The sequence below is a fragment of the Enterobacter cloacae complex sp. SHL012 genome, assembly GCF_049237505.1.
GTDB classification, from domain to species: domain Bacteria; phylum Pseudomonadota; class Gammaproteobacteria; order Enterobacterales; family Enterobacteriaceae; genus Enterobacter; species Enterobacter kobei.
Genome location: NZ_JBMKIZ010000001.1, coordinates 1,138,218 through 1,158,135, shown reverse-complemented (window position 1 = coordinate 1,158,135; position 19,918 = coordinate 1,138,218). Strand labels below are relative to the sequence as shown.

At 54.8% G+C, this 19,918-nt stretch carries 17 protein-coding genes; 16 read left to right on the top strand and 1 reads right to left on the bottom strand.

Going from position 1 to position 19,918, the window contains the following annotated elements:
• Nucleotides 1–7: 7 nt before the first annotated feature.
• Complete coding sequence (gene asmA / locus ACOTY9_RS05540; RefSeq protein WP_045281001.1) at nucleotides 8–1,858, top strand: outer membrane assembly protein AsmA; 1,851 nt, start codon at nucleotides 8–10, stop codon at nucleotides 1,856–1,858.
• A 60-nt stretch (nucleotides 1,859–1,918) separates the two neighbouring features.
• Here the strand turns inward: asmA and ACOTY9_RS05535 are convergent, their stop codons facing one another.
• A complete protein-coding gene (locus ACOTY9_RS05535; RefSeq protein WP_023330884.1) occupies nucleotides 1,919–3,502 on the bottom strand; it encodes a TerC family protein in 1,584 nt (527 codons plus the stop codon).
• Nucleotides 3,503–4,195: 693 nt separating this feature from the next.
• Between ACOTY9_RS05535 and ACOTY9_RS05530 the strand changes: the two genes are divergently transcribed.
• The 15 genes from ACOTY9_RS05530 to cpsG all read left to right on the top strand — a co-directional run bounded on the left by ACOTY9_RS05530 (nucleotide 4,196) and on the right by cpsG (nucleotide 19,884).
• A complete protein-coding gene (locus ACOTY9_RS05530; RefSeq protein ID WP_014884510.1) occupies nucleotides 4,196–5,335 on the top strand; it encodes a polysaccharide export protein in 1,140 nt (379 codons plus the stop codon).
• A gap of 6 nt (nucleotides 5,336–5,341) precedes the next feature.
• Nucleotides 5,342–5,785 carry a low molecular weight protein-tyrosine-phosphatase Wzb gene (gene wzb, locus ACOTY9_RS05525; RefSeq protein ID WP_014884509.1) on the top strand — a complete coding sequence of 148 codons (444 nt, stop codon included), beginning with the start codon at nucleotides 5,342–5,344 and terminating at the stop codon, nucleotides 5,783–5,785.
• A 2-nt stretch (nucleotides 5,786–5,787) separates the two neighbouring features.
• Nucleotides 5,788–7,950: a tyrosine-protein kinase Wzc gene (gene wzc, locus ACOTY9_RS05520; RefSeq protein ID WP_014884508.1), complete on the top strand. Its 2,163-nt coding sequence runs from the start codon at nucleotides 5,788–5,790 to the stop codon at nucleotides 7,948–7,950.
• A gap of 126 nt (nucleotides 7,951–8,076) precedes the next feature.
• Entirely contained in the window at nucleotides 8,077–8,919 is an 843-nt protein-coding gene (gene wcaA / locus ACOTY9_RS05515; RefSeq protein WP_014884507.1) for a colanic acid biosynthesis glycosyltransferase WcaA, read from the top strand.
• Nucleotides 8,919–9,410, top strand: a complete 492-nt coding sequence (gene wcaB / locus ACOTY9_RS05510) for a colanic acid biosynthesis acetyltransferase WcaB (protein WP_014170825.1) — start codon at nucleotides 8,919–8,921, stop codon at nucleotides 9,408–9,410. Before wcaA ends, wcaB begins: the two co-directional genes overlap by 1 nt.
• Entirely contained in the window at nucleotides 9,407–10,624 is a 1,218-nt protein-coding gene (wcaC, locus tag ACOTY9_RS05505; RefSeq protein WP_348565388.1) for a colanic acid biosynthesis glycosyltransferase WcaC, read from the top strand. The genes wcaB and wcaC overlap by 4 nt, the downstream gene beginning before the upstream one ends.
• Complete coding sequence (gene wcaD, locus ACOTY9_RS05500) at nucleotides 10,599–11,819, top strand: colanic acid polymerase WcaD (protein WP_014884505.1); 1,221 nt, start codon at nucleotides 10,599–10,601, stop codon at nucleotides 11,817–11,819. The genes wcaC and wcaD overlap by 26 nt, the downstream gene beginning before the upstream one ends.
• Nucleotides 11,820–11,835: 16 nt before the next feature.
• Nucleotides 11,836–12,582, top strand: coding sequence for a colanic acid biosynthesis glycosyltransferase WcaE (gene wcaE / locus ACOTY9_RS05495; RefSeq protein ID WP_023330882.1), 747 nt, complete (start codon nucleotides 11,836–11,838; stop codon nucleotides 12,580–12,582).
• A gap of 15 nt (nucleotides 12,583–12,597) precedes the next feature.
• Nucleotides 12,598–13,146: a colanic acid biosynthesis acetyltransferase WcaF gene (wcaF, locus tag ACOTY9_RS05490; RefSeq protein ID WP_023330881.1), complete on the top strand. Its 549-nt coding sequence runs from the start codon at nucleotides 12,598–12,600 to the stop codon at nucleotides 13,144–13,146.
• A gap of 24 nt (nucleotides 13,147–13,170) precedes the next feature.
• On the top strand, nucleotides 13,171–14,292 hold the full coding sequence (gmd, locus tag ACOTY9_RS05485) for a GDP-mannose 4,6-dehydratase (protein ID WP_014884502.1): 1,122 nt from the start codon (nucleotides 13,171–13,173) through the stop codon (nucleotides 14,290–14,292).
• A gap of 2 nt (nucleotides 14,293–14,294) precedes the next feature.
• Complete coding sequence (fcl, locus tag ACOTY9_RS05480) at nucleotides 14,295–15,260, top strand: GDP-L-fucose synthase (protein ID WP_348565390.1); 966 nt, start codon at nucleotides 14,295–14,297, stop codon at nucleotides 15,258–15,260.
• A 2-nt stretch (nucleotides 15,261–15,262) separates the two neighbouring features.
• Nucleotides 15,263–15,742, top strand: coding sequence for a GDP-mannose mannosyl hydrolase (locus ACOTY9_RS05475; RefSeq protein WP_014884500.1), 480 nt, complete (start codon nucleotides 15,263–15,265; stop codon nucleotides 15,740–15,742).
• Nucleotides 15,739–16,962 (top strand): colanic acid biosynthesis fucosyltransferase WcaI, encoded by a 1,224-nt coding sequence (gene wcaI / locus ACOTY9_RS05470; protein ID WP_348565391.1) that lies wholly within the window; start codon nucleotides 15,739–15,741, stop codon nucleotides 16,960–16,962. The genes ACOTY9_RS05475 and wcaI overlap by 4 nt, the downstream gene beginning before the upstream one ends.
• Nucleotides 16,963–16,965: 3 nt before the next feature.
• On the top strand, nucleotides 16,966–18,402 hold the full coding sequence (gene cpsB / locus ACOTY9_RS05465) for a mannose-1-phosphate guanyltransferase (RefSeq protein WP_014884498.1): 1,437 nt from the start codon (nucleotides 16,966–16,968) through the stop codon (nucleotides 18,400–18,402).
• A 111-nt stretch (nucleotides 18,403–18,513) separates the two neighbouring features.
• Complete coding sequence (gene cpsG / locus ACOTY9_RS05460; RefSeq protein ID WP_045281004.1) at nucleotides 18,514–19,884, top strand: colanic acid biosynthesis phosphomannomutase CpsG; 1,371 nt, start codon at nucleotides 18,514–18,516, stop codon at nucleotides 19,882–19,884.
• The last annotated feature ends 34 nt before the right edge of the window (nucleotides 19,885–19,918 follow it).

The window sequence follows — 19,918 nt, the reverse complement described above, 5'->3', positions numbered from 1 at the left end:
GGATGCCATGAGAAGAGTTCTGACAACGCTGATGATTTTGCTGGTCGTGCTGGTTGCTGGCCTTTCGGCGTTGGTTCTGCTGGTTAACCCTAACGATTTCCGCGCTTACATGGTGCGGCAGGTCGAGGCGCGCAGTGGTTACCAACTGAAGCTCGACGGACCGCTACGCTGGCACGTCTGGCCGCAGCTCAGCATTCTCTCTGGCCGCATGTCGTTAACGGCACCGGGCGCTGCCCAGCCGATCGTGTCTGCGGACAACATGCGTCTCGATGTGGCGCTCATCCCCCTCATTTCTCACCAGTTGCAGGTAAACCAGGTGATGCTCAAAGGGGCGGTCATTCAGCTTACCCAGCAGACTGAAGCCGTGCGCAACGCGAATGCGCCGGTTGCACCGCGTGAGAATACCTTACCGGATGAGCCGTCCGATACGGGCTGGTCCTTTGATATTGCCAAACTGAAAGTTGCCGATAGCGTGCTGGTATTCCAGCATGAGGATCAAGAGCAGGTTACGGTTCGCAATATTAATCTGCAGATGGAACAGGATGCGCATCATCTTGCGTCGCTGGAATTCAGCGGGCGAATGAATCGCGACCAGCGCGATCTGACTCTCTCGCTAAATGCCAGGGTCAATGCGTCAGATTATCCCCATCAGCTGACGGCCGATATTCAGCAGCTCAACTGGCAGCTCACGGGCGCAGATCTTCCGACCCAGGGGATTACCGGGCAGGGGACGATGCAGGCCGTCTGGCGCGAAGAACAAAAACAGCTGGAGCTGGATAACCTCAACCTGCAGGCCAATGACAGCAGCCTGAAGGGGCAGGCGAGCGTCACGCTCGAAGAGAAGCCGAAGTGGGTGCTGAACCTGCAGTTTGACAAGCTCAACCTGGAAAACATCCTGCCGCCGCTACCGGCTGGCACAACGGACAGCGATGCTGTGCAGACAGGACAAAGCCAGCCGCCGGTGTCGCGTCCGGTTATCTCGTCGAATCTTGATCAACCTGACTATAACGCCCTGCGCGGATTCACGGCCGATATCCTGTTGAAAGCCAACAGCCTGCGCTGGCGCGGTATGGACTTCACCGACGTGAGTGGCCAGATGTTTAACCACAACGGGTTGCTGGTGATCTCCGAGCTGAGCGGCAAAATGGGGGCAGGGCATCTTTCACTGCCTGGCACGCTGGACGTGCGTAAGGACGAAACCCGCGCGCAATTCCAGCCGCGTCTCGACAACGTTGAGATTGGTACCATCCTTAAAGCCTTTAACTATCCGATATCCCTGACAGGGCAGTTGACGCTGGCGGGGGATTTCTCAGGCACAAAAATTGATGCCGAAGCTTTCCGCCGTGAATGGCAGGGCGAGGCGCACGTGGACCTGAAAGACTCCCGTATGGAAGGTCTTAACTTCCAGCAGCTGGTACAGCAGGCAGTGGAGCGCAGCAGTGACGTCAAAGCGCAGGACAACTACGATAGCGTCACGCGCCTCGACAGTTTCTCCACGGATCTGACGCTGGATAACGGGCAACTGACGCTGGCAGCGATGCAGGGAACCTCTTCTATGCTGTCGTTGACCGGAGAAGGCTCGCTGGATCTGGTCAAAGAGACGGCGGACACGCGCTTTAACGTCCGGGTACTTTCCGGCTGGCAGGGCGAAAGTAAGCTGATTGATTTCCTGAAAGAGACGCCAGTGCCGCTTAGCGTCTATGGTAAATGGCAGGCGCTGAATTACAGCCTTCAGGTGGATCAGATCCTGCGTAAGCATCTGCAGGATGAAGCGAAACGTCGGCTTAATAGCTGGGCAGATCGTAATAAAGATTCCCAGAACGGCAAGGATGTGAAGAAACTGCTGGATAAGCTTTGATGCTGGTTTTGCCGGGTGCAAACACAAAAAACGGCAACGGGGTTGCCGTTTTGCTTTTACCTACACCTCAAAATCCAGTTCTTCCTCATCCCGCAGTGGAATGAGCTGCACTTTCTGCACGCGATGGTTTTCAATCTGCAGCGTTTTAAGCCGATAGTCACCCACCTGAACCTCTTCACCTGGCTGCGGGATACGCTGTAAGTATTCCATCAGCAGGCCCGCAATGGTGTGGTACTCCCGCTTTTCATCCAGCGGCAGCGGCACATACTGCACCAGGTCTTCCAGCGGCATATGGCCGTTGGCCGTCCACGAGCCGTCGGCGTTTTTCTGAATATCATGGCGGGCATCAATCTCATCCACTTCGTTTGGCAAATTACCGGCAATGGTTTCCATCACGTCGCTGAGCGTGACCAGCCCTTCAACCGAACCAAACTCATCCACCACAAAGGCAAAGTGCGTTCGTGCATTTCGGAATTGCTCAAGGGCAGAGAGCAATTGCAATCCTTCCGGGAAGACCAGGGGCTGGCGTACCAGGGCGCGCAGATTGAGCGCCTCCCCGTGCAGCTGCTGCTGGAGCAGGTCGATAACGTGCACGACGCCCAGTAATTCTTCTTCCTCTTCACCGCCGGTTACCACCACGCGCGTGTGCTGGTTTTTATCCAGCAGGGCGCGGATGTGCTCTTCGGGTGCCGTCAGATCGATATGCTCAATGTCATGCCGGGAAGTCATGATGCTGCTGACCGTGCGCTCATTAAGGTTAAGCACTCGCTCAATCATCAGGCGCTCCTGCGGGTTAAAGATCTGCCCGTCGCTGTGATCGGCCAGCATGGCAGCAGATTCGGCGTCCAGCTCTGCATCCTCTTTTTTACCGCTCAGCAGGCGCATAACGGTGTCGGCCGTGCGCTGACGCAGGGTCTGATTAGCGGAAAGGAAGCGGCGGCGGTTAAATATCGCCAGCTGGTTAAGCGCTTCAATCATGACGGAGAAACCAATGGCGGCGTACAAATAGCCTTTCGGAATGTGGAAGCCAAAACCGTCGGCCACCAGGCTAAAGCCAATCATCAGCAGGAAGCTCAGGCAGAGGATCACGATGGTCGGGTGGCTGTTCACAAAGCGGGTGAGTGCCTTGCTCGCCATCACCATCAGCGTGATGGCGATAATCACCGCTGCCATCATAACGGCCAGATGGTCCACCATCCCGACGGCGGTGATCACCGAATCCAGGGAGAAGACGGCATCCAGCACCACGATTTGCGCTACCACCGGCCAGAATCTCGCGCCACGTCGCTGGGTCGGGTTCTCGCTGTCTTTACCTTCGAGCCGTTCATTGAGCTCTACCGTGGCTTTGAACAGCAGGAACAACCCGCCGAAGAGCATGATCAGATCGCGGGCGCTAAAGCTGAGGCCGTGAACGGAGAACAGCGGTTGCGTGAGTGTGACCATCCAGGAGATAGAGGCCAGCAACAGTAAACGCATCACCATCGCCAGCAGCAGGCCCGTTACGCGCGCGCGATCGCGCTGGGAAGGGGGCAGTTTTTCAGCGAGGATGGCAATAAAGACCAGATTATCAATCCCGAGCACTAATTCGATGACGACCAGCGTCACGAGCCCGGCCCAGATTGATGGATCGGCAATCCATTCCATAGTAATAGCAATACCTTCTGTTATATGACGATTGTCACACTTCGATCATGGATAAAGCCGGGGAAAATTGCAATGCCGGGCTGAGATTTCTCTTAATACGAAACGCTTAAAAGAGAGCAAACTCATCGGGGTGTAAATAAGCAAATTACGTATATTTAATTATAAAGAGAACATTTTAGGATATATCGCAGATAATGGTTTTCACTCCCGCTTTGTCAATATAAAGAAAATCCTAAAAGGTTAAAACTTTGCTCTTAATATTAATCTTAAAAACAGATATTAGGACAGTTGTCTCCTTGCCTGCTATTAGGTTAGCTGCAACAATTCTCCCAGCATCAAATGTTAAATCTTGTTGTTGCTATTTTTGTTTTGGTCTTCCGGGATGGTTATTCATTATCCGTTGGGTGTCTCACCCGGCTGATATATTTCCAGAAGGCCTTGCTCAAGAGGGTGTCTATCCATAACACATTGTTTAGTCAGTGGATTGGTAACTGAAAGCCAAGGGCGGTAGCGTGCCTGAAAGCGTGTGAATCAGCCTCGGTTATTCTGTCAATAGCCAATGGATGAATAAGCTTTTTTTAGGACTGATGCCAGTTATATTTCTATTTGATTAACTGCATGCTGAAACCCAATACGACCCAAGCTTATTTAAATTGCACAGGATAATTACTCTGCCAAAGTGATAAATAATCAATGATGAAATCCAAAATGAAATTGATGCCATTATTGGTGTCTGTGACCTTGATGAGTGGTTGCACGGTCTTTCCCGGCAGCAATATGTCAACAATGGGTAAGGATGTGATCAAGCAACAGGATGCCGATTTTGATCTCGACAAAATGGTGAATGTTTATCCACTTACGCCACGTCTGGTCGAACAATTACGCCCACGTCCGAATGTTGCTCAGCCGAATATGTCTCTGGACCAGGAAATCGCCGCTTATCAGTATCGCGTGGGGCCGGGCGACGTGATCAACGTGACCGTCTGGGACCACCCCGAACTGACCACGCCAGCGGGCCAGTATCGTAGCTCAAGCGACACCGGGAACTGGGTACAGTCAGATGGCACGATGTTCTACCCCTACATTGGTAAAGTCCATGTTGCCGGGAAAACCCTTGCCGAGATCCGGAGTGATATTACCGGCCGCTTAGCGCAGTACATCGCCGATCCGCAGGTGGACGTTAATATTGCCGCATTCCGCTCGCAAAAAGCCTACATTTCCGGCCAGGTCAATAAATCCGGCCAGCAGGCCATCACCAACGTACCGTTAACCGTTCTGGATGCCATTAACGCCGCAGGCGGGTTAACCGACGGTGCCGACTGGCGCAACGTGGTCCTGACCCACAACGGCAAAGAGCAGCGCATCTCACTGCAGGCGCTGATGCAAAACGGCGATCTGACCCAGAACCGCCTGCTCTATCCGGGCGATATTCTCTACGTACCGCGTAATGACGATCTGAAAGTCTTCGTGATGGGTGAAGTGAAGAAACAGAGCACCCTCAAAATGGACTTCAGCGGCATGACGCTGACCGAAGCGCTGGGCAATGCGGAAGGCATCGATCTGACCTCCTCCAACGCCAGCGGCATCTTCGTGATTCGCCCACTTAAGGACGACGCCAGCAACAAAGGCAAGATTGCCAACATTTACCAGCTCGATATGTCCGACGCCACCTCGCTGGTGATGGCAACGTCGTTCCGCCTCCAGCCATACGATGTGGTGTATGTCACTACCGCGCCGGTTGCCCGCTGGAACCGTCTGATCAACCAGTTGCTGCCAACCATCAGTGGCGTTCGCTACATGACGGATACGGCGCGCGACATTCATACTTGGTAATCCGCGATGTTTAACAAAATTCTGGTGGTATGCGTGGGGAACATTTGCCGTTCCCCGACGGCAGAGCGGTTGTTGAAACACTACCAGCCTGAACTGACCGTCGAGTCCGCAGGCCTTGGCGCACTGGTCGGTAAAGCGGCCGATGAGCGCGCAACGAGCGTGGCCCGCGATCATAACCTCTCCCTTGACGGGCATATTGCCCGCCAGGTCACCGGCCGCATGTGCCGGGAATATGACCTGATCCTGGCAATGGAAAAACGCCATATTCATGCGCTATGCGATATCGCACCGGAGATGCGCGGCAAGGTGATGCTGTTTGGTCACTGGGACAATGAACGCGAAATCCCCGATCCGTATCGCAAAAGCCATGAGGCCTTCGAGGCGGTTTACACCTTACTTGACCAGTCTGCCCAACAGTGGGCGCAGGCACTGAAAGCTCAGCAGGGATAACAATGACAGAAAAAACAAGACCTTCTGCCGCCCCGACTTCGGGCAGTGATGAAATTGATATTGGTCGCCTGGTCGGCACGGTTATCGAGGCAAAGTGGTGGGTGCTTGGCATTACCGCTGTGTTTGCCGCGGCAGCCGTCGTCTACACGCTGTTCGCCACGCCTATCTACAGCGCCGACGCGCTGGTGCAGATTGAGCAAAATACCGGCAACTCGCTGGTGCAGGATATTGGCTCTGCGCTGGCGAACAAACCACCGGCATCCGACGCTGAAATTCAGCTGATTCAGTCACGTCTGGTACTGGGGAAAACGGTTCACGACCTCGGTCTCGATATCTCCGTCACCAAAAATACCTTCCCGATCTTTGGTGCCGGCTGGGATCGCCTTATGGGACGAAGCAACGATACGGTAAAGGTGACTGACTTTGTGCTGCCGAAAGGGGCGGGCGATCAAACCTTTACCCTGACGGTGCTGGGTCCGAAACAGTACCAGTTGACCAGCGATGCGGGATTCAGCGCGCGCGGCGAAGTGGGCCAGATGCTGACGAAAGATGGCGTCAGCATGATGGTGAGCGCCATTCATGCCCAGGAGGGCGGCGAGTTCACCGTGACCAAATTCTCCACGCTGGGAATGATCAACAATCTGCAAAACAACCTCACCGTGACTGAAAACGGTAAGGACACCGGCGTGCTGAGCATGACCTTTACCGGTGAAGATAAAGATCAAATCCGCGACATCCTGAACAGCATCACCCGCAACTATCTTGAGCAGAACGTTGAGCGTAAGTCGGCGGAAGCGGCGAAAAGCCTGGCTTTCCTTGCTAAACAGCTTCCGGAAGTGCGGGCCCGTCTGGATGATGCCGAGAATAAACTGAACGCTTACCGTCAGGATAAAGACTCTGTCGACCTGCCGCTGGAGGCGAAGTCTGTTCTTGATTCAATGGTTAACATCGACGCCCAGCTCAACGAGCTGACCTTCAAAGAGGCGGAGATTTCCAAGCTGTACACCAAACGTCACCCGGCCTACCGCACGCTGCTGGAAAAACGTCGCACGCTGGAAGAAGAGAAGGCGAAGCTGAACGACCGCGTAACCGCGATGCCGAAAACGCAGCAGGAAATTGTACGTCTGACCCGCGACGTGGAATCTGGTCAGCAGGTGTACATGCAGCTGCTGAACAAACAGCAGGAGCTGAAAATCACCGAAGCCAGTACCGTGGGTGATGTGCGCATCGTCGACCCGGCGATTACCCAGCCCGGCGTGCTGAAGCCGAAGAAAGCGCTGATCGTTCTCGGCAGCATTATTCTCGGCCTGATGCTCTCCATTGTCGGTGTGCTGCTGCGCTCGCTGTTCAACCGCGGAATCGAAAGCCCGCAGGCGCTGGAAGAGAGTGGTATCAACGTCTATGCCAGCATCCCGCTTTCCGAGTGGCAAAAATCCCGTGACAGCGTCAAAACCATTAAAGGCGTTAAGCGATACAAACAGAGCCAGTTGCTGGCCGTGGGTAACCCGACGGACCTGGCGATTGAAGCGATACGTAGCCTGCGTACCAGCCTGCACTTCGCCATGATGCAGGCCAAAAACAACGTCCTGATGTTAACCGGTGTCAGTCCGTCAATCGGTAAGACCTTTGTCTGCGCCAACCTGGCGGCCGTCGTCAGCCAGACCAACAAACGCGTGCTGCTGATCGACTGCGATATGCGCAAGGGTTATACCCACGAGCTGCTGGGCACCAACAACGTTAACGGTCTGTCGGAAATCCTGCTGGGGCAGGGGGAGATTAGCCAGAGCGCCAAGCCGACCTCGATTCCGAGATTCGATCTGATCCCACGTGGTCAGATACCGCCTAACCCGTCGGAACTGCTGATGAGCGAACGCTTCACCCAGCTGATTGAGTGGGCGAGCAAACACTATGACCTGGTGCTGATCGATACGCCGCCAATTCTGGCCGTGACCGATGCCGCCGTGGTAGGTCGCCATGCGGGTACCACCCTGATGGTGGCACGTTACGCGGTGAACACCCTGAAAGAAGTGGAAACCAGCCTGAGCCGCTTCGAGCAGAACGGGATTGAGGTGAAAGGGGTGATCCTGAACTCCATCTTCCGCCGCGCGACCGGGTATCAGGATTACGGTTATTACGAGTACGAATATAAGTCTGACAGTAAATAACAGCCAAAACATACCCTTACACCCCTCACCCTAACCCTCTCCCCTGAGGGGAGAGGGGATTGTTCGGTGCCGCTTTCACCCTATCCCCTCAGGGGAGAGGGCCGGGGTGAGGGGTAGGAGAAAGAAATGACCACACAACGCCCTTTGATTTCTATCTATATGCCGACATGGAATCGTCAGCAGCTGGCGATCCGCGCAATCAAGTCGGTGTTACGTCAGGATTATGACAACTGGGAACTGATCATCGTGGATGACTGTTCTTCTTCGTATGAACAGCTGCAAAAATTTGTCACCGATCTCAACGACCCGCGCGTGATGTACACCCATAACCCGATTAACTCCGGGGCATGCGCGGTGCGTAACCAGGCGATTATGCAGGCCAAAGGGCAGTATCTGACCGGCATCGACGACGATGACGAATGGACCCCGAACCGACTGTCTGTCTTCCTTTCACATAAAGCACAGCTGGTGACGCACGCGTTCCTGTATGCCAACGACTATGTCTGTCAGGGTGAAGTTTATTCGCAGCCTGCCAGCCTGCCGCTGTACCCGAAATCACCCTATTCTCGCCGCCTGTTCTACAAGCGCAATATTATCGGCAATCAGGTTTTCACCTGGGCATGGCGCTTTAAGGAGTGCCTGTTCGATACCGAACTGAAAGCCGCGCAGGATTACGACATCTTCTTGCGGATGGTGGTTGAGTATGGCGAACCGTGGAAAGTGGAAGAGGCCACGCAGATCCTGCACATCAATCACGGGGAGATGCAAATTACCTCCTCGCCGAAGAAGTTCTCGGGCTACTTCCATTTTTACCGCAAGCACAAGGACAAGTTCGACCGTGCCAGCCGGAAGTATCAGCTCTTTACCCTCTATCAGATCCGCAATAAGCGCATGAACTGGCGCACGCTGCTGACGCTGCTGTCCGTCCGTAACGGCAAACGTCTGGCTGATGGACTTCGGGGGAAATAATGTTTCTTGAAGATTGCCGCGCAAACAGCTGGAGCCTGCGCCCATGCTGCATGGTCCTGGCGTACCGTATCGCGCATTTTTGTTCGGTGTGGCGCAAGAAAAACGTGCTGAACAACCTCTGGGCAGCGCCGGTTCTGGTGCTGTACCGCATTATTACTGAATGCTTTTTTGGTTATGAAATTCAGGCCGCTGCCACCATTGGCCGCCGCTTTACCATTCACCACGGCTATGCGGTGGTGATCAATAAGTTCGTGGTCGCCGGGGATGATTTCACCATTCGTCATGCGGTCACCATTGGCAACCGAGGGCCAGACAGCCTGGCCTGCCCGGTTATCGGCAATAACGTCGAGCTGGGCGCGAACGTGGTGATCATTGGTGACATTACCATCGGTAACAACGTGACGATTGGTGCGGGCAGCGTGGTGCTGGACAGCATTCCGGACAACGCGCTGGTGGTGGGAGAAAAGGCCCGCGTGAAGGTGATTAAATGAACATTCTGCAATTTAACGTCCGCCTCGCTGAAGGCGGAGCGGCAGGCGTGGCCCTGGATCTGCACCAGCGCGCACTGCAAAAAGGACTTCAGTCTCGTTTTATTTATGGCTACGGCAAAGGCGGCAAGAAAAGCGTCAGTCACGATAACTACCCGCAGGTGCAAAAGCACACGCCGCGTCTGACCTCGATGGCCAACATTGCCTTGTTCCGCCTGTTTAACCGCGATCTGTTTGGTAACCTGAATAATCTTTATCGCACTGTAACCCGAACCACGGGTCCGGTTGTGCTGCATTTCCACGTCCTGCACAGCTATTGGCTGAATCTGGAAGAGGTGGTGGCGTTTTGTCAGAAGGTGCAGGCGCACAAGCCTGATACACGCTTCGTCTGGACGCTGCACGATCACTGGAGCGTGACCGGACGCTGCGCATTTACCGACGGCTGCGAAGGCTGGAAGGATAACTGCCAGAAATGCCCGACGTTAAGCAACTACCCGCCGGTGAAAGTGGATCGTGCTCACCAGCTGGTAACCGGCAAGCGCAAACTGTTCCGCGACATGCTCTCGCTCGGCTGCACGTTTATCTCCCCGAGCCAGCACGTGGCCGATGCCTTCAACAGCCTTTACGGGGCAGGGCGCTGCCAGATTATCAACAACGGTATCGACGTGGCGACGGAAGCCATTCTGGCGGAGCTGACGCCGGTGGCGGACACCGCGGGTAAACCGAAAATCGCCATCGTTGCGCATGACCTGCGTTACGACGGCAAAACCAACCAGCAGCTGGTGCGCGACATGATGGCGCTCGGTGACAAGATTGAACTGCATACCTTCGGCAAGTTTTCCCCGTTCGAAGGGGCGAACGTCGTGAACCACGGGTTTGAAACCGACAAGCGCAAACTGATGAGCGCGCTGAACGGCATGGATGCGCTGGTGTTCAGCTCCCGCGTGGATAACTACCCGCTGATCCTCTGCGAAGCGCTTTCCATCGGCGTGCCGGTGATTGCCACCCACAGCGATGCCGCGCGTGAAGTGCTGGAAAAGTCGGGCGGTAAAACGTTCTCGGAAGGGGAAGTGCTGCCGCTGGTGCAGATGCCGAAAGCGCAGATCGCTGAGACTGTTTTTGGCACTGACCTGGAATCGTTCCGCAACCGCAGCCGCAAGGCCTACAGTGGACAACAGATGCTGGAGGAGTATGTCTCGTTCTATCAGAATCTGTAGTTATCTGCTGCTGCCGCTGATCTACCTGCTGGTCAACGTCAAAATTGCCCAGCTTGGCGAAAGCTTCCCGATAACCATCGTCACCTTCTTGCCCGTTCTGCTTCTGCTGTATGTCGATAAAATCAACCTGAAGAAGCTGATGATTGCCCTGGGGTTGGGCACGGGCCTGACGCTGTTTAACTACATCTTTGGCCAGTCACTGGATGCCAGTAAATACGTCACCTCCACCATGCTGTTTGTCTATATTGTCATTATTATCGGCATGGTCTGGAGTATTCGGTTTAAAACGATTTCTCCGCACAATTATCGGAAAATCCTCAGGTTCTTTTATATTGCCGTTGCGTTAATTGTTATGCTTGCTGCACTGGAAATGGCGCAAATTATTCTCACCGGTGGCAGCAGCCTGATGGAGATAATTTCGAAATATCTCATTTACAGCAACAGCTATGTATTGAACTTCATTAAGTTTGGCGGAAAACGTACCACGGCCCTCTATTTTGAACCGGCGTTCTTCGCTCTGGCGTTAATCTCAATTTGGCTCAGCATCAAACAGTTTGGTATCAAAACACCTAAGACCGATGCTATGATTCTTGCAGGAATTGTTCTGTCTGGATCGTTCTCAGGGGTAATGACATTTATCCTGTTTTACCTGCTGGAGTGGGCGTTCCAGTACCTGAACAAAGATGCGATTAAGAAAAAACTGCCGCTGGCGATTATCTCCCTGACGGTATTTTTGGTCGGCGTGATATTTGCGTTCCCGTACATCTCAGAACGTCTGGGAGATTTGGGAACAGAAGGCTCATCGTCCTATTATCGCATCATTGGTCCGCTGGTGATGGTGGGTTATTCCTTAACCCATATTGATGGTGTAGTAAGATTCGGCTCACTTTACGAATATGTTGCATCATTCGGAATCTTTAACGGTGCGGATGTCGGTAAAACCATAGACAATGGTCTGTATCTGTTAATTATTTATTTTTCGTGGTTCGCCGTACTGTTGACGCTGTGGTATCTGTTTAAAGTTTTCAAAATGATGATTAACGCGTTTGGTGATAACCAGAACTTTCGCGTGCAACTTTATCTGTTTACACCGGTGTCGCTGTTTTTTACCGGGTCAATATTTAGCCCGGAATATGCTTTCTTGATTGTCTGTCCGTTTATTTTGCGCAAAGCGCTTAATATTACGAACGTATGACGAAATGAGGTGATTTATGTTTCTTAGCGTCATTACTGTCGCTTTTCGTAATTACGAAGGGGTGGTAAAAACCTGGCGCTCGCTGCGCAACCTGGCGCGCGATCCAAGCCTCACTTTTGAGTGGATTGTGGTCGACGGCGGCTCGAACGATGGCACGGCGGAGTTTCTGGAAAAACTCAACGGTGAGTTCAACTTACGTTACATCAGCGAGAAAGATAAAGGCATTTACGATGCGATGAACAAGGGCATTAACATGGCCCAGGGTCGTTATGCCATCTTCCTCAATTCTGGCGATGTTTTCCATGATGACGTGGCGCTGTTTGCCCGTCAGCTGGCGCGTCAGAAAGAGGAGGCCATGTATATTGGCGATGCACTGCTTGATTTTGGTGATGGGCATAAAGTGTGCCGCAGCGCAAAGCCAGGCTGGTATATCTACCACAGTTTGCCCGCCAGCCATCAGGCCATTTTCTTCCCGGTAAACGGTCTGAAAAAACAGCCATACGATTTGCAGTATAAAGTGTCATCGGATTATGCCCTGGCCGCCAGTCTGTATAAGTCGGGCTATCCGTTCCGCCGAATTAAAGGACTGGTCTCTGAATTCTCAATGGGTGGCGTGTCAACATCGAATAATCTGGAATTGTGCCAGGATGCCAAAAACGTGCAGCGCAAAATATTACGCGTGCCGGGGTTCTGGGCGGAATTGTCTTATTTATTACGCCTGCGGACGACAGGTAAAACGAAAACCTTATATAACAAAGCCTGAATATAAGGAAACGCAATGCAGGATTTGAAGGGTTTCTCCGTGCCGAAAGGCTTTCGGGGCGGCAACGGTATTAAAGTGCAGCTGTGGTGGGCCGTTCAGGCAACGTTATTTGCCTGGTCACCACAAATATTGTACCGCTGGCGAGCATTCTTATTGCGTCTGTTTGGCGCAAAAATCGGAAAAAACGTAGTCATTCGACCTTCGGTAAAAATTACCTACCCCTGGAAATTAACGCTTGGGGATTACGCCTGGGTAGGGGATGACGCGGTGTTATATACCCTTGGCGAAATTACGATTGGCGCAAATTCGGTGGTGTCACAGAAGTGTTATTTGTGCACCGGCAGCCACGATTTTATGAGTCAGCATTTTGATATTACCGCTTCGCCTATTGTGATTGGTGAAAAATGCTGGCTGGCAACGGATGTTTTTGTTGCACCAGGTGTTTCTGTTGGCGATGGCACGGTAGTGGGTGCCCGCAGCAGCGTTTTTAAATCGCTACCGGCAAATAAAGTTTGCCGTGGCAACCCCGCAGTGGTGATACGCGAACGCGTTGAAACTGATTAAATTCATAAGTAGAGGAATATAAACATGTCTAAAGTCGCTCTCATCACCGGCGTTACCGGGCAGGATGGTTCTTATCTGGCAGAGTTCCTGCTGGAAAAAGGGTATGAAGTACACGGTATTAAACGTCGTGCCTCTTCGTTCAACACCGAACGTGTCGATCATATTTATCAGGATCCTCACGCGGCAAACCCGAAATTCCACCTGCACTACGGCGACCTGACCGATACCTCCAACCTGACCCGTATCCTGCAGGAAGTGCAGCCGGATGAAGTGTACAACCTGGGCGCGATGAGCCACGTGGCGGTCTCCTTCGAATCCCCGGAATACACCGCTGACGTTGACGCCATGGGTACTCTGCGTCTGCTGGAAGCGATTCGCTTCCTGGGTCTGGAGAAGAAAACCCGTTTCTATCAGGCCTCTACCTCTGAGCTTTACGGTCTGGTGCAGGAAATCCCACAGAAAGAGACCACGCCGTTCTACCCACGTTCTCCGTATGCGGTCGCAAAACTGTACGCCTACTGGATCACCGTGAACTACCGTGAATCCTACGGCATGTATGCCTGTAACGGTATTCTGTTCAACCACGAATCCCCACGTCGCGGTGAAACGTTCGTTACCCGTAAAATCACCCGCGCTATTGCGAACATCGCCCAGGGTCTGGAATCGTGCCTGCACCTCGGCAACATGGACTCCCTGCGTGACTGGGGCCATGCGAAAGACTACGTGAAAATGCAGTGGATGATGCTGCAGCAGGAACAGCCAGAAGACTTCGTGATCGCAACCGGCGTTCAATACTCCGTACGTCAGTTCGTTGAGATGGCCGCTGCACAGCTGGGCATCAAGCTGCGCTTCGAAGGTACCGGCGTGGAAGAGAAAGGTATCGTTGTTTCCGTAACCGGCCATGATGCGCCAGGCGTGAAACCAGGCGACGTCATTGTTCAGGTTGACCCACGTTACTTCCGTCCTGCTGAAGTGGAAACCCTGCTGGGCGACCCAACCAAAGCGCACGAGAAACTGGGCTGGAAACCAGAAATCACTCTGCAGGAGATGGTTTCCGAGATGGTCGCCAAAGATCTTGAAGCAGCGAAAAAACACTCCCTGCTCAAGTCTCATGGCTACGAGGTTGCCATCGCGCTGGAGTCCTGAGAATGACAAAACAACGTATTTTTGTCGCCGGTCATCGCGGAATGGTGGGTTCCGCGATTGTTCGCCAGCTGGAACAGCGCGGTGACGTAGAAGTGGTTGTCCGCACGCGCGACGAGCTGAACCTGCTCGATAGCCGTGCGGTGCAGGACTTCTTTGCTAACGAACACATTGACCAGGTGTATCTGGCGGCGGCGAAAGTGGGCGGCATTGTCGCCAACAACACTTACCCGGCGGATTTCATCTACGAGAACATGATGATTGAGAGCAACATCATTCACGCGGCGCACCTGCACAACGTGAATAAGCTGCTGTTCCTCGGTTCATCCTGCATCTACCCGAAAATGGCAAAACAGCCGATCGCGGAAAGCGAACTGCTGCAGGGCACGCTGGAGGCAACCAACGAGCCTTACGCGATTGCCAAGATTGCCGGGATTAAGCTCTGCGAATCTTACAACCGTCAGTACAACCGCGACTATCGCTCGGTGATGCCGACCAACCTGTACGGACCGCACGACAACTTCCACCCGAGCAACTCGCACGTGATCCCGGCGCTGCTGCGTCGCTTCCACGAGGCGACCGCCGAGAACGCACCGGATGTGGTGGTGTGGGGCAGCGGCACGCCGATGCGCGAATTCCTGCACGTGGACGACATGGCTGCCGCCAGCATTCACGTGATGGAGCTGGATCGCGAAGTGTGGCAGGAGAACACCGAGCCGATGCTGTCGCACATCAACGTGGGAACCGGCGTGGACTGCACCATTCGCGAGCTGGCGCAAACCATCGCGCAGGTGGTGGGCTACAAAGGCCGCGTGGTGTTTGACGCGACGAAACCGGACGGCACGCCGCGCAAACTGCTGGACGTGACCCGTCTGCATCAGCTGGGCTGGTATCACGAGGTATCACTGGAGCTGGGGCTGGCCAGCACCTACCAGTGGTTCCTGGAAAACCAGCACCGCTTCCGGGGGTAACGATGTTTTTAAGTCAGGAAGATTTTGCCACGGTGGTGCGTTCCACTCCGCTCATCTCGATTGATTTGATCGTGGAGAACGAACGCGGCGAGTTCTTGCTGGGGAAACGAACCAACCGTCCTGCACAGGGCTTCTGGTTCGTGCCCGGCGGGCGCGTGCAGAAGGATGAGACGCTTCATGATGCGTTTGAGCGTCTCACTCTGGCGGAACTGGGCCTCCAGCTGCCGATGGCGGCGGGCCAGTTTTACGGGGTCTGGCAGCACTTCTATGACGATAACTTTTCAGGCACCGGGTTCACCACGCACTACATCGTGCTGGGGTTCCGCCTGAAGGTGACTCAGGCAGACCTGCGTCTGCCTGATGCTCAGCATGACGACTACCGCTGGCTGGCACCGGAGCCGCTTCTGGCAAGCGAGAACGTCCATGACAACAGTCGGGCGTATTTCCTGGCGGATCGTCAGGCCGAGGTGCCAGGCATATGAAAATCCTCGTATACGGAATTAACTACTCGCCGGAATTAACCGGTATCGGGAAATATACCGGCGAGATGGTCGAGTGGATGGCGAGCCAGGGACATGACGTGCGGGTCATTACCGCGCCGCCGTACTACCCGGAATGGAAAGTCGGTGAGCGCTACTCAAGCTGGCGCTACCGTCGTGAAGAGGGGGCGGCAACCGTCTGGCGCTGCCCGCTTTATGTACCTAAGCAGCCCTCGACGCTGAAACGGCTACTGCATCTCGGCAGCTTTGCCCTGAGCAGTTTTTTCCCGCTGATGGCGCAGCGTCGCTGGAAGCCGGATCGCATCATTGGTGTGGTGCCGACGCTGTTTTGCACGCCGGGCATGCGCCTGCTGGGCAAACTCTCCGGCGCACGCACCCTGCTGCACATACAGGATTATGAAGTGGACGCCATGCTGGGCCTGGGGATGGCAGGCAAAGGCAAGGGTGGAAAAGTGGCGAAGCTCGCCAGCGCCTTTGAGCGTAGCGGTCTGCATAACGTGGATTACGTTTCGACCATCTCACGCTCGATGATGAACAAGGCCCAGGAGAAGGGCGTACCTGCCCGGAAGGTGATCTTCTTCCCGAACTGGTCCGAAGTGGCGCGTTTTCGCGACGTGACGGAGCAGGACGCTCACACGCTACGCGCCCAACTCGGTTTGCCTGAAGACCAAAAAATCATTCTTTACTCAGGCAACATCGGCGAAAAGCAAGGGCTGGAAAGCGTGATTGAAGCGGCTCAGCAGCTTAACGAGCATCCGTGGATGTTTGTGATTGTCGGGCAGGGCGGCGGGAAAGCGCGGCTGGAAAAGATGGTCAGCGAACGCGGCCTGAGCAACGTGAAATTCTTCCCGCTTCAGTCTTACGAGGCGTTACCTGCGCTGCTGAAGATGGGCGACTGCCATCTGGTGGTACAAAAACGTGGCGCGGCGGATGCGGTATTGCCTTCCAAGCTGACAAACATTCTGGCGGTGGGCGGCAACGCGGTGATCACGGCAGAAGCCGAAACTGAATTAGGCCAGCTGTGTGACAGCTATCCGGGGATTGCCGTGTGCGTCGAACCGGAATCGGTCCCGGCACTGGTCTCCGGCATTGAACAGGCACTTGCCATGCCAAAAGTGAACACGGTGGCACGTGAATATGCCGAACGCACGCTCGAGAAAGAGAACGTGCTGAGTCAATTTATTGCAGATATACGGGGATAAATCATGAGTCAAACCACTTTGTATCCGGTCGTAATGGCGGGTGGATCCGGGAGCCGGTTGTGGCCACTGTCCCGCGTGCTTTATCCAAAACAATTTCTGTGCCTGAAGGGTGACCTCACCATGCTGCAGACGACGGTAAACCGTCTGCACGGTGTGGAGTGTGAAAGCCCGGTGGTGATTTGTAACGAACAGCACCGCTTTATTGTTGCCGAGCAGCTGCGCCAGCTGAATAAACTCACAGAAAACATCATTCTGGAGCCTGCCGGACGTAACACCGCGCCTGCTATCGCCCTCGCGGCGCTGGCGGCAAAACGCAGCAGTCCTGACTGTGACCCGCTGATGCTGGTGCTGGCGGCAGACCACGTTATCCAGCAGGAAGAGGCGTTCCGCGAGGCGGTGCGTGCAGCGATCCCTTACGCCGAAAGCGGCAAACTGGTGACCTTCGGCATCGTGCCGGATCTGCCAGAAACCGGCTATGGCTATATTCGCCGCGGTAATGTTACGCCTGGCGAAGGCGACAGCGTGGCGTTTGATGTGGCGCAGTTTGTCGAAAAACCGAATCTGGAAACCGCTCAGGCCTACGTCGCCAGCGGTGAGTACTACTGGAACAGTGGGATGTTCCTGTTCCGTGCCGGGCGCTATCTGGAAGAGCTGCGCAAATACCGTCCGGATATTCTGAATGCCTGTGAGAAGGCGATGGCAGTGGTGGACCCGGATCTCGACTTCATCCGCGTGGATGAGGAGGCGTTCCTCGCCTGCCCGGAAGAGTCCATTGACTATGCGGTGATGGAACGCACGGCCGACGCCGTTGTGGTTCCGATGGATGCGGGCTGGAGTGATGTGGGCTCCTGGTCCTCACTGTGGGAGATCAGCGCCCATACCCCGGAGGGTAACGTCCATCACGGCGATGTCATTAGCCACAAAACGGAAAACAGCTACGTCTATGCCGAGTCCGGCCTGGTGACCACGGTCGGGGTGAAAGATCTGGTGGTTGTCCAGACCAAAGACGCCGTGCTGATTGCCGACCGTAACGCCGTGCAGGACGTTAAAAAAGTGGTCGAGCAAATCAAGGCCGATGGCCGACACGAACACCACATTCACCGCGAAGTGTACCGTCCGTGGGGCAAATATGACTCCATCGATGCAGGTGAGCGTTATCAGGTGAAACGCATCACCGTGAAGCCGGGCGAAGGGCTGTCGGTGCAGATGCACCATCACCGCGCCGAGCACTGGGTCGTGGTGGCGGGCACGGCTAAAGTCACCATCGACGGCGAAGTCAAACTGCTGGGTGAAAACGAGTCCATCTATATTCCGCTGGGGGCCACGCACTGTCTGGAGAACCCGGGGAAAATTCCTCTCGATTTAATTGAGGTGCGCTCCGGCTCGTATCTGGAAGAGGACGATATCGTGCGCTTCCAGGACCGCTACGGTCGAGTGTAGCACGCTGCAATACGCCCGGTGGCGCTGCGCTTGCCGGGCCTACGAATGACAAAAAAATCAATTTGGCCATTTAGTGGTCAGGGCCGACTGTTGCCTGAAAAAGGGGTCATCATGGAAAAATTAACCTGTTTTAAAGCCTACGATATTCGCGGCAAGCTGGGCGAAGAGCTGAATGAAGATATCGCGTGGCGCATTGGCCGCGCCTATGGCGAATACCTGAAGCCGCAGACCATCGTGCTGGGCGGCGACGTGCGTCTGACCAGTGAATCCCTGAAGCTGGCGCTGGCGAAAGGCTTGCAGGACGCGGGCGTGGACGTGCTGGATATCGGACTTTCCGGGACCGAAGAGATTTACTTTGCCACCTTCCACCTGGGCGTGGACGGCGGTATTGAAGTGACCGCCAGCCACAACCCGATGGACTACAACGGCATGAAGCTGGTGCGCAAAGGTGCGCGTCCTATCAGCGGCGACACCGGCCTGCGCGACGTGCAGCGTCTGGCGGAAGCCAACGATTTCCCGCCGGTGAACGACGCGAAACGCGGCAGCTATAAGCAAATCAACCTGCAAAAAGAGTATATCGATCACCTGCTGGGCTACATCAACGTGGCGAACCTCAAGCCGCTGAAGCTGGTCATCAACTCCGGTAACGGCGCGGCCGGCCCGGTGGTGGATGCCCTGGAAGCCCGCTTTAAAGCGCTGAACGTGCCGGTGACCTTCGTCAAAGTGCACAACACCCCGGACGGCAACTTCCCGAACGGTATTCCTAACCCGCTGCTGCCGGAGTGCCGCGACGACACCCGTAACGCGGTGATTGAGCACGGCGCGGATATGGGCATTGCCTTTGACGGCGATTTCGACCGCTGCTTCCTGTTCGACGAGAAAGGGCAGTTCATCGAGGGCTACTACATTGTCGGCCTGCTGGCGGAAGCGTTCCTTGAGAAAAACCCGGGTGCGAAAATCATTCATGACCCGCGTCTTTCCTGGAACACCGTCGATGTGGTGTCAGCGGCAGGCGGCACGCCGGTGATGTCCAAAACCGGTCACGCCTTTATCAAAGAGCGCATGCGTGAAGAAGACGCTATCTACGGCGGCGAGATGAGCGCCCACCACTACTTCCGTGATTTTGCCTACTGCGACAGCGGGATGATCCCGTGGCTGCTGGTGACTGAACTCCTGTGTCTGAAAGGGAAAACGCTGGGTGAGCTGGTGCGCGACCGCATGGCGGCGTTCCCGGCGAGCGGGGAGATCAACAGCAAGCTGGCGCAGCCCGCCGAGGCGATTGCCCGCGTGGAGCAACACTTTGCCATTCACGCGCTGGAAGTTGACCGCACCGACGGCATCAGCATGGCGTTTCCACAGTGGCGCTTTAACCTGCGCTCCTCCAATACCGAGCCGGTGGTGCGCCTGAACGTGGAATCCCGCGCGGATACGGCGCTGATGGAAGCTCGAACGAAGGACATTCTGGCGCTGTTGAATCAGTAACAATTGCCCCTCCCGGCGGGAGGGGAAACCGAAT

Bases quoted from the DNA above. Each gene is read 5' to 3' on its own strand.
- asmA (WP_045281001.1), top strand. From the start codon at position 8: ATGAGAAGAGTTCTGACAACGCTGATGATTTTGCTGGTCGTGCTGGTT.
- ACOTY9_RS05535 (WP_023330884.1), bottom strand. From the start codon at position 3,502: ATGGAATGGATTGCCGATCCATCAATCTGGGCCGGGCTCGTGACGCTG.
- ACOTY9_RS05530 (WP_014884510.1), top strand. From the start codon at position 4,196: ATGATGAAATCCAAAATGAAATTGATGCCATTATTGGTGTCTGTGACC.
- wzb (WP_014884509.1), top strand. From the start codon at position 5,342: ATGTTTAACAAAATTCTGGTGGTATGCGTGGGGAACATTTGCCGTTCC.
- wzc (WP_014884508.1), top strand. From the start codon at position 5,788: ATGACAGAAAAAACAAGACCTTCTGCCGCCCCGACTTCGGGCAGTGAT.
- wcaA (WP_014884507.1), top strand. From the start codon at position 8,077: ATGACCACACAACGCCCTTTGATTTCTATCTATATGCCGACATGGAAT.
- wcaB (WP_014170825.1), top strand. From the start codon at position 8,919: ATGTTTCTTGAAGATTGCCGCGCAAACAGCTGGAGCCTGCGCCCATGC.
- wcaC (WP_348565388.1), top strand. From the start codon at position 9,407: ATGAACATTCTGCAATTTAACGTCCGCCTCGCTGAAGGCGGAGCGGCA.
- wcaD (WP_014884505.1), top strand. From the start codon at position 10,599: ATGTCTCGTTCTATCAGAATCTGTAGTTATCTGCTGCTGCCGCTGATC.
- wcaE (WP_023330882.1), top strand. From the start codon at position 11,836: ATGTTTCTTAGCGTCATTACTGTCGCTTTTCGTAATTACGAAGGGGTG.
- wcaF (WP_023330881.1), top strand. From the start codon at position 12,598: ATGCAGGATTTGAAGGGTTTCTCCGTGCCGAAAGGCTTTCGGGGCGGC.
- gmd (WP_014884502.1), top strand. From the start codon at position 13,171: ATGTCTAAAGTCGCTCTCATCACCGGCGTTACCGGGCAGGATGGTTCT.
- fcl (WP_348565390.1), top strand. From the start codon at position 14,295: ATGACAAAACAACGTATTTTTGTCGCCGGTCATCGCGGAATGGTGGGT.
- ACOTY9_RS05475 (WP_014884500.1), top strand. From the start codon at position 15,263: ATGTTTTTAAGTCAGGAAGATTTTGCCACGGTGGTGCGTTCCACTCCG.
- wcaI (WP_348565391.1), top strand. From the start codon at position 15,739: ATGAAAATCCTCGTATACGGAATTAACTACTCGCCGGAATTAACCGGT.
- cpsB (WP_014884498.1), top strand. From the start codon at position 16,966: ATGAGTCAAACCACTTTGTATCCGGTCGTAATGGCGGGTGGATCCGGG.
- cpsG (WP_045281004.1), top strand. From the start codon at position 18,514: ATGGAAAAATTAACCTGTTTTAAAGCCTACGATATTCGCGGCAAGCTG.